The organism is Oceanivirga salmonicida, from assembly GCF_001517915.1.
Classification (GTDB): Bacteria; Fusobacteriota; Fusobacteriia; order Fusobacteriales; family Leptotrichiaceae; genus Oceanivirga; species Oceanivirga salmonicida.
The window spans coordinates 1-16669 of sequence record NZ_LOQI01000006.1 but is presented as its reverse complement, the minus strand read 5'-3'; the positions used below and the strand labels follow the sequence as shown (position 1 = coordinate 16669).

At 26.9% G+C, this 16669-nt stretch carries 20 protein-coding genes; all 20 read right to left on the bottom strand.

What is annotated here, in order from left to right; all coding sequences use genetic code 11:
* Positions 1 to 26: 26 nt before the first annotated feature.
* Positions 27 to 533 carry a hypothetical protein gene (locus tag AWT72_RS01400; protein WP_067139693.1) on the bottom strand — a complete coding sequence of 169 codons (507 nt, stop codon included), beginning with the start codon at positions 531 to 533 and terminating at the stop codon, positions 27 to 29.
* A gap of 372 nt (positions 534 to 905) precedes the next feature.
* Positions 906 to 1373, bottom strand: a complete 468-nt coding sequence (locus AWT72_RS01395; protein ID WP_197407582.1) for a hypothetical protein — start codon at positions 1371 to 1373, stop codon at positions 906 to 908.
* 22 nt (positions 1374 to 1395) lie between these two features.
* Positions 1396 to 2418, bottom strand: a complete 1023-nt coding sequence (locus AWT72_RS01390; protein WP_067139687.1) for an N-acetylmuramoyl-L-alanine amidase family protein — start codon at positions 2416 to 2418, stop codon at positions 1396 to 1398.
* Positions 2415 to 2675, bottom strand: coding sequence for a preprotein translocase subunit YajC (gene yajC, locus AWT72_RS01385; RefSeq protein WP_067139683.1), 261 nt, complete (start codon positions 2673 to 2675; stop codon positions 2415 to 2417). The genes AWT72_RS01390 and yajC overlap by 4 nt, the downstream gene beginning before the upstream one ends.
* Positions 2676 to 2694: 19 nt before the next feature.
* Positions 2695 to 5007 (bottom strand): endopeptidase La, encoded by a 2313-nt coding sequence (gene lon, locus AWT72_RS01380; RefSeq protein ID WP_067139680.1) that lies wholly within the window; start codon positions 5005 to 5007, stop codon positions 2695 to 2697.
* A 3-nt stretch (positions 5008 to 5010) separates the two neighbouring features.
* Positions 5011 to 6234, bottom strand: coding sequence for an ATP-dependent Clp protease ATP-binding subunit ClpX (clpX, locus tag AWT72_RS01375; protein WP_371440132.1), 1224 nt, complete (start codon positions 6232 to 6234; stop codon positions 5011 to 5013).
* A 17-nt stretch (positions 6235 to 6251) separates the two neighbouring features.
* The gene (locus AWT72_RS01370) at positions 6252 to 6824 is read right to left on the bottom strand and encodes an ATP-dependent Clp protease proteolytic subunit (RefSeq protein WP_067139674.1); all 573 of its coding nucleotides are present in this window, start codon (positions 6822 to 6824) and stop codon (positions 6252 to 6254) included.
* A gap of 13 nt (positions 6825 to 6837) precedes the next feature.
* Positions 6838 to 8118, bottom strand: a complete 1281-nt coding sequence (gene tig, locus AWT72_RS01365; protein WP_067139671.1) for a trigger factor — start codon at positions 8116 to 8118, stop codon at positions 6838 to 6840.
* Between the two features lie 46 nt (positions 8119 to 8164).
* Positions 8165 to 8521: a 30S ribosome-binding factor RbfA gene (rbfA, locus tag AWT72_RS01360; RefSeq protein WP_067139667.1), complete on the bottom strand. Its 357-nt coding sequence runs from the start codon at positions 8519 to 8521 to the stop codon at positions 8165 to 8167.
* Positions 8521 to 11160, bottom strand: coding sequence for a translation initiation factor IF-2 (gene infB, locus AWT72_RS01355; RefSeq protein WP_067139663.1), 2640 nt, complete (start codon positions 11158 to 11160; stop codon positions 8521 to 8523). The genes rbfA and infB overlap by 1 nt, the downstream gene beginning before the upstream one ends.
* A complete protein-coding gene (locus tag AWT72_RS01350) occupies positions 11153 to 11416 on the bottom strand; it encodes a YlxR family protein (protein WP_197407581.1) in 264 nt (87 codons plus the stop codon). Before AWT72_RS01350 ends, infB begins: the two co-directional genes overlap by 8 nt.
* Positions 11400 to 12488: a transcription termination factor NusA gene (gene nusA / locus AWT72_RS01345; RefSeq protein WP_067139657.1), complete on the bottom strand. Its 1089-nt coding sequence runs from the start codon at positions 12486 to 12488 to the stop codon at positions 11400 to 11402. Before nusA ends, AWT72_RS01350 begins: the two co-directional genes overlap by 17 nt.
* A complete protein-coding gene (gene rimP / locus AWT72_RS01340) occupies positions 12478 to 12963 on the bottom strand; it encodes a ribosome maturation factor RimP (protein WP_067139654.1) in 486 nt (161 codons plus the stop codon). Before rimP ends, nusA begins: the two co-directional genes overlap by 11 nt.
* Before the next feature lie 65 nt (positions 12964 to 13028).
* Positions 13029 to 13403: a 50S ribosomal protein L17 gene (gene rplQ / locus AWT72_RS01335; protein ID WP_067139651.1), complete on the bottom strand. Its 375-nt coding sequence runs from the start codon at positions 13401 to 13403 to the stop codon at positions 13029 to 13031.
* 19 nt (positions 13404 to 13422) lie between these two features.
* A complete protein-coding gene (locus AWT72_RS01330) occupies positions 13423 to 14370 on the bottom strand; it encodes a DNA-directed RNA polymerase subunit alpha (protein WP_067139648.1) in 948 nt (315 codons plus the stop codon).
* Positions 14371 to 14405: 35 nt separating this feature from the next.
* A complete protein-coding gene (rpsD, locus tag AWT72_RS01325; RefSeq protein ID WP_067139645.1) occupies positions 14406 to 14993 on the bottom strand; it encodes a 30S ribosomal protein S4 in 588 nt (195 codons plus the stop codon).
* Between the two features lie 25 nt (positions 14994 to 15018).
* Positions 15019 to 15405 (bottom strand): 30S ribosomal protein S11, encoded by a 387-nt coding sequence (rpsK, locus tag AWT72_RS01320; protein WP_067139643.1) that lies wholly within the window; start codon positions 15403 to 15405, stop codon positions 15019 to 15021.
* A 20-nt stretch (positions 15406 to 15425) separates the two neighbouring features.
* A complete protein-coding gene (gene rpsM, locus AWT72_RS01315) occupies positions 15426 to 15791 on the bottom strand; it encodes a 30S ribosomal protein S13 (RefSeq protein WP_067139640.1) in 366 nt (121 codons plus the stop codon).
* Positions 15792 to 15936: 145 nt separating this feature from the next.
* On the bottom strand, positions 15937 to 16050 hold the full coding sequence (gene rpmJ, locus AWT72_RS01310; protein WP_067139637.1) for a 50S ribosomal protein L36: 114 nt from the start codon (positions 16048 to 16050) through the stop codon (positions 15937 to 15939).
* A gap of 13 nt (positions 16051 to 16063) precedes the next feature.
* On the bottom strand, positions 16064 to 16282 hold the full coding sequence (gene infA / locus AWT72_RS01305; protein WP_046328514.1) for a translation initiation factor IF-1: 219 nt from the start codon (positions 16280 to 16282) through the stop codon (positions 16064 to 16066).
* Between the last annotated feature and the right edge of the window lie 387 nt (positions 16283 to 16669).

Sequence of the window (16669 nt, the reverse complement as noted above, 5' to 3'; positions counted from 1 at the left end):
CTAGGCAATTAATACCTAGATTTTTTTTAGAATGATTTACCTATTTCTAATCCTACAATTCCCTTTGAACCATAACCTAGATAACCACCAACTCTAAATCCATTATCAAATTTTTTACCTACATGAAGTAATTTAGCATTTATTGCAAAAGGATTAAATTCTACACGTTTATCTTTACTTTTTTGAATTCCTAATGCAAGCCCTAATTCACTTCCTATATATATATCATTTTTCTTTAAATAAATGTCATATCTTACACCTAAATTTATTTGAGCAGAACCAGAAAAATCATTATTAAATTTAAAAGCCGAAGTATCTACCCCAAATACTGGACCTACACCTATATCAATTTTTTCTTTTTCAAAAATCCATTCAGGTTGAATATTAAATCCTAAGGTAGCACCATATGTTGGTTCTAATATATATGAATTAAATCCAATATTACCTATAACATTAATATTATCTGGTTTCTTAGTATATGATAAGCCTGATAATACTAGTATTGAAAACATTAAAATTATGTTTTTTTTCATACATTCACTTCCTTTCTAAAAGAATATTATACTATTTAAAAACTTTTGTCAATGATAAATTCTCTATTGATTTATCTAGTTTTTAGGTATATAATTAATTAAAAAATTAACAATTAATTTTTTAGAACGGAGTTAAACTATGAAAAAAGATATTTTATTCGTAAGAAGTTTTAAATTCAGTATCTTTTGCTTTCTTTTGTTTGTTGTAATATTACCTATGCTAGTAATAATTTTCAAAGACAAAACTATTATAGCAAAAACAATATTCTTTACAAATTTATTTTTAATATTTTTATACTGTTTACTACAATTAATAATTACAATAAAAATTAAAAAATAACAAAAAATCTAGACAATTAAGCCTAGATTTTTTTAATCACTATCTAACTTTATATTAACTACTTTTACATTTGGAAAAGCTTCCTTTAAATTAAGTTTTATAGTTGTAGTTACTGCCACAAATGAAGATTTTGAAAGATTTCTAAATTCATCTGATAATATAACTAAAACTTGCTCATCATCTAATTCATAAACTGATAAAAGGTCCATTTTATTAGTTAAGAATTCCGAATTTTCAAGAATTAATTTAATGTAATCTCCCATAGTCAAAAATTGCTTATTGTTGACTTCAATTTCTTTTTCTTTAATCTTATTTTCAAAAGAATCATATATTTTTAACTTTACAATCTCTGATTCTCTTTCAATTTGTTCAGCTTCTTCAACTAAAACAGTAACTGCTTCTTGTTGTTTATTTAAATGACTTTTGTATATATATGCAAATACTATGCATACTAATAATACAATAGTCCATAAATTTTTTTCAATAAATTTTTTTCTCATAGATTTTCTTTTCATATTAACCTCAATAATGCTTTCTTATAGCTTCTGCTATAGTTTTTGCAACCTTTCTTTGTCCATATGATGTTGAATATTTCTTAATATCATCATGATTTGAAACAAAACCTAACTCTATTAATATAGATGGCGAAATTGATCCTCTTAGTACAGCAAAATTTGCCCCTGCTACACGTCTTCTTTCCATATTCATAGTTCTAACTATTCCATCTAAAATAGAATTAGCAACAATCGCACTTTGCTGTTGGTTTAAATGATATAATACATCTTCAATAACAAACTGTGATGCTTCTATTGCTCTTGCTCCTTTTATATCAAAACTATTTTCATATTTTGCTAATTGTTTTGCATAAGATGATGGGTTTTTAGAAAAATAAAATACTTCTGCTCCATGTGCTTTTCTATTATGTGATGAATTTAAATGCACACTTACAAAAAGATCTGCATTATTTTCATTCCCAATATCTGCTCTTCTATTAAGTGGTATAAAAGTATCATCTTTTCTTGTAAGTATTACATTATAGTCTTTACTTAACTCACGATACAATTCAAGAATAACTTTAAGTGCTATATCTTTTTCTCTATACCCATTACCAACTGCACCACTGTCTTTTCCACCATGTCCTGCATCTAAAACAATAGTTTTTTTCTTCTTAACTAAAACACTTTCTTCTTTTAATTTAATAATTAGTTTTTTTCCTGAACTACTTATTGTATATTTAACTCTTGATTGTAAATAAATCACTATATCTGTTTCACCATTATAGTTTTCAGTTAAAACATCCATTAAATAACTATCATTTACACTTATAACTTGCTCTATTCTTTTGTTTTTATCAGTATCTTCAAAAAGCAAAGTTAAAGATGGTAATTCAGAATCAAATACCTCTTTATATCTTGGTACTCTTTCTGAAAATGTTAATGATATTTGACCGTTTCTGTATGAAACGCTTTCTAAATCATTAGAAAATGTTATTATTGGAATTATACAAAATAGCAGGAAAATTATTTTTTTTAATTCTTTTATCATCTTTCTATCCTTGAAATCGCCCCTTTTGATATAGTCATAGATACACCTTTATCTATTTTTATTTCTATTTTATTATCTAAAATTTTAGTAACACTTCCGTATATTCCTCCAATAGTTACTATTTGATCTCCTATTTTCATTGTAGAAATCATTTCATTATATTTTTTCTTTTTATTTTTATTCATTAAATATAATGGTAAAAACAATGCTAATATTAATATTGCATATGACCCTAATAATACTACATTTGAATTCATAAATTTACTCCTTTTTAAATTAATTAACTAACGCTATTTTTATCACTTCATTATAATTAGCAACAAAATTAAAATTCATATCTTTTAATATTTCTGCTGGCAATTCTTTTGTATCTACTTCATTTTCTTTTGGTAATATGACTTCTCTTATACCTATTCTATGTGCTGCTATAACCTTTTCTTTTATACCACCAACGGCTAATACTTCACCTGTCAATGTTATTTCACCTGTCATAGCTAAATCTTGTCTAACCTTTTTATTAGATACTACTGATAATATTGCAGTAGTTATAGTTATACCTGCAGATGGTCCATCTTTTGGTACTGCTCCTTCTGGAAAATGTAAATGTATATCAGAATCTTTTTCAAAGTTATTTTTCTTATCTTTTATACTTCTTACAAAAGAATAAGCAACTTTTGCTGATTCTTGCATAACCTCACCTAATTTACCAGTTAACATTAGTTTTCCATCACCTTGCATTTTTAAAGCTTGTACTTCTAATGTAGTTCCCCCTACACTAGTCCATGCAAGTCCAGTTACACTCCCTTTTTTCGCTTTTTTTTCAGCCATTTTTTCAGGCTTATATTTTTCAGGCCCTAAATACTTAACTAAATTTTTCTTTCCTATAATAAATTTTTTCTTAGATTCTTCAAGAGTTTCTCTTGCCATTTTTCTCGCTAATTTAACCAATTCCCTTTTAAGATTTCTAACTCCTGCTTCTCTAGTATATGAATTTATTATTTTTAAAACTATATCTTCTTTAAGATTAAGTTTTATACCTGTTTCTTCTGCTACCTGAGATATTAAATATTTCATAGCTATGTTTAATTTTTCTAATTCAGTATATGAATCTATGTATATAACTTCTAATCTATCATATAATGGCTCAGGTATAGTTGAATAATTATTAGCAGTACATATAAAGAATACATTAGATAAATCATAAGGATAATCTATAAAATGATCTTCAAACTTATAGTTTTGAGCCGGATCTAATACTTCTAATAAAGCAGAAGATGGATCTCCTCTAAAATTTGAATCTAATTTATCTATTTCATCTAATAATATAACTGGGTTATTTACTCCCGTTCTTTTTACTGCTTCTATAATTCTACCTGGCATAGCAGCTACATAAGTTCTTCTATGTCCTCTTATTTCACTTTCATCATCTACTCCACCCAAACTAATCTTAGAAAATTCTCTATTCATAGCCCTTGCGATAGAATTTGCAAATGAAGTTTTACCTATACCTGGAGGTCCTACTAAACATAATACACTTGCTGTTTTTTTAGTATTCTTTTTTGCTAGTTTCTTTTTAAGTTCAATTACTGCTAAGAACTCTAAAACCGCATCTTTTACTTCTTTTAAACCATAATGATCTTCATCTAATATTTGTTTTGCTTTTTTCAAATCAAATGCTTTTTTCTCAGATGCTTTAAATGGCAATTCTAAAACTAATTCTATATAGTTTAAAAGCACATTGTATTCCGCTGACATTTGAGGTGTTTTTTCTAATTTTTTCAAATCTTTTAAAACTTTTTCCTTAAAGTCTTTAGGCATCTCACTTGCTTCTAATTTATCATATAGACCTTCTATATAGTCATCAGTATCATCGCCTAATTCTTCTTTAATTACTTTCATCTTTTCTTTTAAGTAATAGTTTCTTTGCGACTCATCAATAATTTCTTTAACTTTAATATTTACACTTTCTTCTATATGCGCTTTTTGTTTTTCAACACTTAAATCTTTATAAAATTCTTTAATACGCGTTCCTAAGCTTCTAATTCTAATATATTTTTGTTTTACTTCTACTGGAAAACTTACAAAATATACTAATATATCAAGTAATTCTTCTAATGAACTTGCTGTTAATAAATTCATTCCTTCCTCAGATTTAACAAAAGATTTATTAGTAAATAGATCTGTTGCCATAGCAACTAAATATTCTGGATTATAGATAGTTTTTTTATAATTTTCATCATCTATTAAATCCATTTTAGTTCTTACATTTATTACTTCAGTCATAAAACTATTTTTTTCTTTGTCATAGTTTAATTTTTTTAATTTTACACGCTTAATACCTTTAACAAATAAATTATAGTTATCATTTTTTGTTTTAGTTAAATTCGTTGTTTCTGCTAGTATACCATATTGTTCTATATCATCTACTGTTATATCTAGGTCTTTTATATCTTTTTGTACAACTAATACTATTTGCTTATTCTCCATAGCTAAGTTAGCTGCATTAATGCTAAATTTTCTACCTAATCTAATACTAGACTCTATACCTGGCATACAAACAATTTGTCTTACAGGAATTACTGGTATCATTTATTACTCCTTATCTGTATTAACTTTATTTTTTTCATCTATAATTTTCTTTGTGATTACTAATTTTTTAATATTATTTTCACTAGGAATTTCATACATTAAATCAAGAAGTGCATTTTCTACTATACTTCTAAGCCCTCTTGCTCCTATTTTTTTCTTAAATGCTAATTTTGCAATTTCTTTTAATGCCCCTTTATCAAAAGATAATTCTATATCTTCCATTTCAAAAAACTTTTGGTATTGTTTAACCAAAGCATTTTTAGGTTCAGTTAGTATCTTAATAAGTGCTTCTTCATCTAACTGATTAAGTGCTGCTATTACAGGAAATCTACCTATTAATTCAGGAATAAGCCCAAACTTTTTAAGATCTTCTGGTAATACATGTTTAAATATAGTTTCTTCTGTTAAATCAATATTTTTACTATTATTTCCAAAACCTATTTGTTTTACATTAAATCTACTCTTTATTTTCTTTTCTAATCCAGAAAATGCTCCACCAACTATAAATAATATATCAGTTGTATCTATTTCTAACAATTCTTGATTAGGGTGTTTTCTGCCACCTTGTGGTGGAACAGATGACACTGTCCCTTCTACAATTTTAAGTAGGGCTTGTTGAACTCCTTCACCTGATACATCTCTTGTTATAGAAGTGTTTTCAGATTTTCTTGCTATCTTATCTATTTCATCTATGTAAATTATTCCTCTTTGTGCTGCTTCAATATCATAATCCGCTGCTTTTATTAATTTTAATAAAACATTTTCTACGTCATCTCCCACATAACCTGCTTCTGTTACAGTAGTAGCATCAGCTATTGCTATAGGTACATTTAATATTTTGGCTAATGTTTGGGCTAATAAAGTTTTACCACTTCCAGTAGGCCCTATTAATAACACATTAGATTTTTGAATTTCAACGTCTAAATCTTGTTTTAACTTTAAAGAAATCCTTTTAAAATGATTGTATACAGCAACTGACAGAACTTTTTTAGCTCTATCTTGTCCTATTATATACTCATCTAATTTTTCTTTAATTTCCTTAGGTTTTAAAAGATTTACATTAAAATTATTTTCTGATGTTTTAGACAAAACTTTTTGTTCTTCAAGTAATAAAGCACATCTTTTTACACAATTTTCACAAATTTGTGCTTGTTCATCTCCTTCTATATATTCTAAGTTAGGGCTATTTTCACCACAAAATGAACAATCATAGTATTTATCTTCTATCATTGTCTTTCCTTTCATTAAATAATTTCATCTATCAGACCAAATTTTTTGGCTTCTTCTGATGACATAAAATTATCTCTATCTGTTGCTTTTTCTATAACTTTTACTGTTTTATTTGTATTTTTGGCTAATTCTTCATTTAATAATTCTTTTAACCTAAGCATTTCTTCTGCTCTAATTTGAACGTCAGAAGCCTGAGAATAATTTATACCACCTAAAACTTGATGTATCATTATTCTTGAATTCTTAAGTGATCTTCTCATGCCTTTTTCACCAGCGGCTAATAAGAATGCTCCCATACTTGCTGCTTGTCCTATACATACAGTTGATACCTTACAATCTATATGATTCATAGTATCATATATACCTAGCCCTGCGGTTACAGAACCACCAGGACTATTTATATACATTATTATATCTTTATTTTTATCTTGGGCATTTAAATAAAGTAATTGTGCTATTATGGTATTAGCCATTTCATCATCTATCTCACCCATTAAAAATATTATTCTATCTTTTAATAATCTTGAAAAAATATTGTATGTCTTTTCAATTCCACTTTCTTCTTCATGTATAAATGGATATATCATTTATTTCCTCCAATTATTTTGTTAATAATAAGTCTTTTAATTTTCCACCTATTATATTATTTGCTATTTCATTAGTATAATTTTCTAGAATATTCATTTTCTTTAATTCTTCTACTAATTGTTCTCTAGTCATATTATAGCCAGTTGCCATATTATTTAATTGTTCATTTATATCATCTTTTGTTACTTCTAAGTTTTCTTTTTTAATTATTTCAGATGCTATTAATCTAAATTTAACTACTTCTTCTGCTTTTCCTAAAGCATCTTTTTCAAATTCTTCCATAGTTTTTTTAGAACTTGTCAAGAAAGTTTCTAGATTTTGACCATACTGTGCTAATTGTTTTTTGAAAGCTTCTATTTCTCTATCTTTTTCTTCTGTTATTAATACTTCTGGTACAGTTATAGTTGCACTTTTAACTATTTTATCTATTACTTTTTGATACTTCATATTGTTTAATTGTTCTAATCTTTGAGCTTCTAAATTTGATTTAACAAAAGTCTTATAATCTTCTAATGTATCATAACCTTGTTTTTTTGCTAATTCATCATTTATTTCAGGCATTTTAACTTCTTTTATAGAATTTAACTTAACCTTAAACATAGCAGGTTTTCCTTTTAAGTTTTCTGCATGATATTCTTCTGGGAATTTAACATTTACTTCAAATTCTTCATCTAATTTATGTCCTACTATTTGATCTTCAAAAGTATCTATAAATGAATGAGATCCTAATTCTAAGTCAAAGTTTTCTGATTTTCCACCTTCAAATGCAGTACCATCAACAAATCCTTCAAAATTAATATTTACTATATCTCCTTTTTCAGCAGTATCTTTTCCTTCAACTTTTTCATAAGTTTTAAGTCTAGCTGCTACATTTTCTACTGATTTATTAACTGCTTCATCATCAACTTCTGGTAAATCATCAATTTCAACTTCTAAACCTTTATATTCTGGTAATTCAAATTCAGGTCTTACTGCAAACGTTATTACTGCTTCTACCTTATCTTTTGTTATATTATCACTTACTACTTCTAATCTTGAAACAGGTTCAACATTCTTTTCTTCTATTGCTTTTGAAAATTCTTTATTTATTAATTTAGTAAAAATTTCTTCTCTTATTTGTCCTTCGAAATGTTTTTCAACAACGTCTAATGGTGCTTTACCTTTTCTAAATCCATCTATTTGTGTATTTTTAAATTTATTTAAAATTTCTTCCTTTGCTGATTTAAATTCTTCACCTTCTACTACTATTTTTACTGTTGCTAATAAGTTTTCATTAATTTCTAAATTATACATTTTTACCTCCTAATTTTTTTCTAATCATATTATTTTAACATGAATTTTATTTTTTGTCTAAAACTTCATCTATAAGATTTGAAATTTTAACAGCATACTCTACACTATCATCTAAATGTACTCTTATTTCAGGTACATATCTTATAGTTAATTCTTCACTTAATCTTTTTCTAAAATAACCTTTGACCTTATTTAAATCTTCTAACACTTTTTCTTTATTTATATTTTGTTTATAATTTAAAACTGAAAATGTTATATCTGCATATCTTCCATCTTTTGATAATTTAACTTCATATACAGTTACTAAATTTTTTAGTTTTTCATTTTTTATTTCAGTAAGTAAAATATTTCCAATCTTTCTTGAAATTTCTTTTTCTAAACCTTTTACTCTTCTTTCATTCATTATCTAGTAATTTCCTCCATAGTAAATGATTCTATTATATCTCCTTCTTTAATGTCTGTATAATCTTTTATACTTATACCACATTCTTGACCAAGATTTGCTTCCTTAACGTCATCTTTATATCTTTTAAGTGAATCAATTTCTCCTTCATGTATAATAATACCATTTCTAAGTAATCTAATATTAGATTTTTTAACAACTTTACCATCTACAACTAATGATCCTGCTATATTACCTACATTAGAAACTTTAAATACTTTTTTAACTTCTAAACGACCATAATATATTTCTTTGTATTCTGGGTCTAGCATTCCTTTTATTGCTTTTTCTATATCTTCTGTTACATGGTATATTACATTATAGTTTCTTATTTCTACACCTATTTTTTCTGCAATATTTCTAGCAGTATTATTAGGTCTTACTCCAAATCCTATAATTATTGCATCAGATGCTTCTGCTAACTTAACGTCTCCTTCTGTTATTGCACCTGCTGATGCTTGTATAACAGTTATGGCTACCTTATCATTAGATAATTTTGCTAAAGATTCTTTTAAGGCTTCAACAGATCCTTTTGAATCTGCTCTTATTATACATTTTAATTCTTTTAATTGTTTATCCTCTAATTCTTTTGATAAACTTTCAAGAGATATATGTTTTTTACCATTTAATTCATTTAATTTATTAGTATTTCTATAATCTTCTATTATTTTTCTTGCTTGTTTATCATTTTTTACACAGTATAATAAATCTCCAGCTTCTGGTATATTATTAAATCCTGTTACTTCTACTGGCATAGATGGAGTTGCAATTTCTATTTTATTTCCCTTATCATCTATCATAGTTCTTATCTTACCATAAGATTCTCCTGCAACAAATATATCACCTATTCTAAGTTCACCTTCTTGTATTAAAATATCTGCTATTGTTCCTACTTGTGGATCTAATTTAGATTCTATAATTACTGCTCTAGCTCTCTTCTTAGAATTAGCTTTTAATTCAAGTAATTCAGAAGTTATAATTATAGTTTCAAGTAATTCTTCAAGATTTAATTTTTCTTTTGCTGAAATTTCAACACATTCTATGTCTCCACCCCATTCTTGTGTAATTAAACCATGTTCCATAAGTTCTTGTTTAACTCTCATAGGATTAGCTCCTACCTTATCAATCTTATTTATTGCTACAATTATAGGTACCCCTGCTTCTTTTGCGTGAGAGATTGCTTCTACTGTCTGTGGTTTAACTCCATCATCTGCTGCTACTATTAATATAGCTATATCAGTTATGTTTGCTCCCCTTACTCTCATTTCAGTAAATGCCTCATGACCTGGTGTATCTATAAATGTAATAAGTTGATTTTTCCATTTAACTTGGTATGCACCTATACTTTGTGTAATTCCACCTGCTTCTCCTTCAATTACATTAGTATGTCTTAATGCATCTAATAATGAAGTTTTACCGTGATCTACATGTCCCATTATAGTTATAACTGGAGCTCTTAATTCTAAATCTTCTTCTTTATCTTCTTCTTCTAATTCATATTTTTCACCATAAGAAATTTCTTCTGGTTCCTCATGTTCTATTAAAACATCATATTCTAATGCTAATTCTTCTATTTCTTCTAAAGATAATATAGCATTAGCTGTTAATATTTTACCTTCCATAAAGAATTTTTTAATAATATCAGAACTATTTACTCCTAATTTTTTCCCTAATTCTTTAACAGTTAATTCTCCAACTATTTTAAGTACTCCTGCACCTTCATCTATTTGAACAATTTCACTTTTTATTTCTTTATCTTTTTTCTTAACTTTTTTCTTATTAACATCTTTTCTAAAATCTGTTCTTAATTCTTTTAATTTTCTTGCTTCTTCTTTTGCTTTCTTTTCTTTTTCATATTTTTTCTTATCAAATTTTGATTTGTTAGAAGCTTTTGAAAATTTCTTACTTACTGCTCCGTTCTCTGATTCAGGTATAACTGAATCTGTAACTGGTTTTGTATCTCTTTTTTTAGGCTTTGGTCTACCAAATTTCTTAGTAGAATCATCATCCTCTTTATCTTTGTCAAATGATTTAAAATTTCTATTATCGCTTCTATAATTATTAGTTCCTGTATTATTTCCAGCATTATTTCTATAACCACTATTACCGCTTGTATTATTCCCAGCATTATTTCTATAATTATTATTACCGCCTGTATTATTATTTCTATTTCTATTATTCCAATTATTTTCTTTTTTATTATCAAAGTTTTTTCTACTATTGGCATAATCAGAATTAGTATTTGTATAACTTGCAGCACCTCTATTTCTTCTATAATCTTTTTGAACAGGTTTTTCAGCATTATCTTCTGTACTAGTTGTAGTCTTATTAGTATTTACTTTATTTCTATTATTATTCCAATTACTGTCTTTATTGTAATTTTTCTTTTCTTTTTTTGTATTGCTAAATATCATTTTTTCTTTAACTACTACATTATCGTCATTTTTTCCTTGAAATTCCATTTCAATTTTTTTCATTTCATTTTCATCAAGTTTGTTTAAAGGATTATTCTTTGTTATTCCCAACTTACTTATTTTTTCAACGAATTTTATAGTATCCATTCCAAATTTTTTAGCTACATCATAAATCCTATTACCCATTGCTTACACCTACCTTTATTCTCTTAAGAATCTCTTCTTTTATTATACTCATATCTTTCTCAGATATATCATATTTCTTATTTTTTTCTAATATCTTTAATGTTTTCTCACTAGCAGATATATATATAGCTCTTTTTTGTATTTTTTGATTTATATCTAATACATATGTGCCATTTTCATTTTTAACTAATCTTAACAAATTAGCTTTTTCATCTTTTATTCTTGTATATACACAAGTCCTAATCGGCTTCTTCAAGATTTTTTCTATATTCATAATTTTCTACTTCATCTACCTTTATATTTATTTTTATCTTACATAATTTTGAAGCTAATCTTGAATTTTGACCTTTTTTACCTATTGCTAATGATAATTGTTCAGGGTCTACCTCAACATTAGCAACTAATTCTTCATTCACTTTAACTATTTCAATAGCAAATATTTCGGCTGGACTTAACGCATTTTTCACAAATATTCTTTGGTCTTCATCCCATAATACTATATCTAATTTTTCTCCATTTAATTCAGATAATATAGTTTGTATTCTTATACTATTTTTACCTATACATGCACCTTTAATATCTAAATTAGGGTCTTTTGAATAAATTGCTACCTTACTTCTATTTCCTGCTTCTCTAGTTATAGCTTTTACTTCTATATCTTTATTAGCAATTTCTGGTATTTCTCTTTCCAATAACTTTAATAAAAATTCTTCATTTTTTCTTGAAAATTCTACCTTAGTAAATCTAGTTCCTTCTAAAACAGTTCCAACATAAACAGAAACTCTATCTCCTTGCACAAATTCATCTAATGGATTTAAATCTTTTGCTTGAATTATTGCTTCCATATCATTTATTTCTATATATAAATTTCTATTTTCATCCATTTTCTTTACTAATACTGTTACTAAACTATTTTCTAAGGCTTTAAATTTATTATATAAACTTAATTTTTCATGCTCTCTTACTTTTTGTATAACTATTTGTTTAGCGTTTTGTATAGCATTTCTTTTAAAATTACCAGCATCTATATCAATAGAAACTATATCTCCTAATTTTGCTGATTTTGAATATTTTTTTGCTAATTCTAAGCCTATTTCCAAAGTTTTATTAGTAACTTCTTCAACTACTATTTTATCAGCTTTAAAGTCAATTGATCCTGTAATCCTATTAATTTCAACTCTCGCATTCTCAGCATCTTTATAGTTCTTTTTGTATGCTGCTAATAAGGCTGTTTCTACCGCTTGTAATAATTCTTCTTTGTCTAACCCTTTTTCTTTTTCAAGTTGATCTAATGCAGCTAAAAATATTTCTTGCCCTTTAGCCTTCATTTGCTTCCCCCAATTCTTTTAATTTATTAAAATCAAATATATTATTCGCACTCTTTATTTTAGATATTGGTATTGCTACCTTTCCTATTTTATTATCAAATAAATGTATATTACCATCTTCAAAATTTTCAAGTTTACCTTCAAAACTCTTAGTTCCTTCAATATTACTTATTGTTTTTACTTTAATATTATGACCTATAAATTTAAGAAAATCTCTTTCTTTTTTTAATTTTCTTTCTAATCCTGGACTTGATACTTCCAACATAAATTTTTCATTAATTTCATTATCTGCTAAATCGCTTATAACCCTACTTACATTTTCACAATCATCTAAACTAACTTTTGACCCATCTTTTTTTTCTAGATAAACTCTTAAGTAGTTATAGCCACCATCACTTTCATAGTCCACATAAAGTATTTCTATATTCTCATCAGTTATAGCGTTTTGAAATTTCTTTTCTAATTTTTCTAACACAAATTCTCCTTATTTTTTAAATTAAAGAGTGGACGACTGTCCACTCCTTTCTTACATATTTACAATTATACAAACATTATAATTGCCATTTCTGCTGAATCTCCACGTCTAACAGCAGTTTTAAGTATTCTAGTATACCCACCATTTCTTTCTAAATACTTTGGTGCTATATCATTGAATAACTTAGCTACAGCTTCTTCACTTCTTAAGAAAGCAAATGCTTGTCTTCTTAAGTGAACTCTTCTAGCTTTATCATCAGTTTGATTATATTTCTTTCCTAATGTTACTGCTTTTTCTGCAAATTTTCTTAATTCTTTTGCTCTTGTAACTGTTGTTTCTATTTTCTCAGCCTGTATTAAAGATATAGTCATATTTTTTAACATTGCTAATCTATGATCTGTTCTTCTCCCAAGCTTTCTATATGATTTATTATGATTCAATTTACTAAACCCCCAATCTTTAATCTAAGTTAAAGCCATACTCTTTTAATTTATCAATTATTTCAGTTAATGATACTTTTCCTAAATTTTTAATCTTTTCTACTTCGGATAAACTCAACTTAGATAATTCTCCTAATGTATTTATACTTGCTCTTTTCAAAGCATTAAATGATCTAACAGTTAATTGTAATTCTTCAATTTTTAAATCTGTATAGTCATTTTCTTCTTCTTCAATAATTTCTTCTTCTGCATCTCCTCTATACTTAGCCATAGAACTACCTATATTAGTAAATGGTTTAATATGTACTTGCAATAATTCTACTGCATAAGATAATGCATCATGAATTTCTACACTTCCATCTGTAACTATTTCTAACATAAGTTTATCATAGTTAGTAACACGACCAACCATAGTATCTTTAACTGTATAGTTTACTTTCTTTATTGGAGTATATATAGCATCTACAGCTAGGAAGTCTAATTCCCAACCTTCTTTTGAAATTTCATCTGATACTACGAACCCTTCACCAGAATCAACTAAAAACTCCATAATAAGTTCTCTATCAGTAGTAACTGTTGCTATTACTTGATCAGGATTTATTATGTTTATTCCCATTTCTGCTTTTATATCTGCTGCTGTTACCACTTTTGGTCCTTTAACAGATAAAGACATTCTTTTTTCTCCTGGTTCATCAAGCTCAATTATTATTTCTTTAACATTTAAAATTATATCGGTAACAGCTTCCTTTACACCATCTAATGTTGTAAATTCATTCAATACACCTTCTATTCTCATACCTTTTATGGCAGAACCTGGTATTGAAGATAATAATATTCTTCTTAATGCATTTCCTATGGTATTACCATAACCTCTATATAAAGGTTCTAATGTATATATTGCTGAATATTTATCAATCTTTTCCTCTGTTAACTTTATATTTTTTGCTATTTTTTCTATATTTAACAAGCGAATCAACTCCTTAGTCTGATTTTTAATAATTATTATCTAGAATAGAATTCTATTATCATCGCTTCATCAACTTCAAAATCCACAACATCTCTCGTTGGATTTTCTAATACTTTCCCAACTTTTTTAGTTTCATCTAATTCAAGCCATCCTGGAACAGATTTTTTACCTAATGAATTTTTAATAACATCTAATTCTTTAGAATGTTCTCTTACTTCTATTACATCACCTTGTTTAACTCTGAAAGAAACTATGTTTACTCTCTTACCGTTAACAAGTACATGTCCATGATTAACTAATTGTCTTGATTGTTTTCTAGTTGTACCTATACCTAATCTAAATACTACATTATCTAATCTTCTTTCAAGGTATTGTAATAGTAACTCACCAGTTACACCATCTTTTCTTGTTGCTTCTTCATATAATTTATAAAATTGTTTTTCTTGAACTCCGTATACAAATTTTGCTTTTTGCTTTTCTCTTAATTGCGTACCATATTCTGTCATTTTCTTAGCAGCGTTTGGTCTTTTATTTCTTTTTGATTTTTTATTAACACCTAATGTGATTGGATCTAATCCAAGTGTTCTACATTGTTTTAAAACAGGCTTTAAATTTCTTGCCATTTATTTTTTCCCTCCTTCGTCAAAATTACATTCTCTTCTTAGGTGGTCTTGCACCATTATGAGGAACTGGAGTAATATCTATTATTCTAGTAACCTCTAATTCAGTAGCCTGTATTGATCTTATTGAAGCTTCTCTCCCTGATCCAGGACCCTTTATTTTTATTTCTATTTTTTTCATTCCATTGTCTATTGCAACTTGTGCTGCTTGTTCAGCTGCTATTTGTGCTGCGAAAGGAGTTCCCTTCTTAGTTCCTTTAAATCCTGATGTTCCACCTGATTTCCAAGCGATAACTTTACCTTCAGAATCTGTTATAGTAACAACTGTATTATTAAATGTTGAATGTATATATGCTATACCATTTGGTACATTTTTTAATTTCTTTTTCTTTGAAACTGTTGTCTTTTTTGCCACTTATAGTTTCCTCCTATCTACTATTTTTTCTTAGCAACTGCCATTCTTACTGGACCTTTTCTAGTTCTAGCGTTAGTCTTAGTTTTTTGTCCTCTTACTGGTAGTCCCATTCTATGTCTTAATCCTCTATAGCATTTAATATCAGTTAATCTCTTGATATTAAGTCTAATGTCTTTTCTTAACTCTCCTTCAATTTTGTACTCATCAACTATTTTTCTGATTTTCCCTAATTCTTCTTCTGTTAAGTCTTTTACTTTTGTGTCTTTGTTTACTTCAGCTCTTGCTAACACTTCGTTTGCAATACTTTTACCTACACCAAATATGTAAGTTAATGATATTTCAACTCTTTTGTTTTTTGGAATATCTACTCCTGCTATTCTAGCCAAATTTTCTCCTCCTTTAATAAATTAATCTTCCTCAATATGCCTTACCTAAACTTTACAAGATAAGAATAAGCTCTACAGCCAAACATATTTTTACAATTTTTATATTAGGTTATATATAAAAATTAATTTAATGTTCTTCGTTTAACTATCCTTGTTTTTGTTTATGTTTAGGGTTTTCGCACATTACTCTTACAATGCCAGATCTTTTGATAATCTTGCATTTGTCACAAATACTTTTTACAGATGCTCTTACTTTCATAAAAACCCTCCTTCTATTTTTTTCTGTATACGATTCTACCACGAGATAAATCATACGGAGAAATTTCTACCGTTACTTTATCACCCGGTAAAATTTTGATGTAGTTCATTCTCATTTTACCAGAAATATGCCCTAACACTGTATGTCCATTTTCAAGTTTGATTTGAAACATTGCATTTGGTAATGCTTCTAATATTTCTCCCTCAAGCTCTAGTACATCTTGTTTTGCCATTAAATCACCTCGAATCATATAATATAAAATTGTTGCAATTCCTGCAACTTTTATTATTGTAACACAAATAAAAAAAAATTACAACAAAAAACTTATTTTTTTTCTAATAAATCCTAGTGCTAGGTCTAATTTGAAAAAATATATTTCTCACACCTATTTATTTTGGTGTGTCTTTATTAAAAATTATAAAAAAAATAGAAAATAGAATATTATAAAAAAAGAATATAGATTTTTCTATACTCTTAATTTTATTTTATTGATTACCCAAGTTTCGCAAAAAATTTAAGCTAGAAAACATCAAAAAACAATGATAAATTCTAGCTTTTTTAGTTGACAAAAACATCTTTTTCGTGATATAATATATATATGTTGAAATGTAAAAAAGAG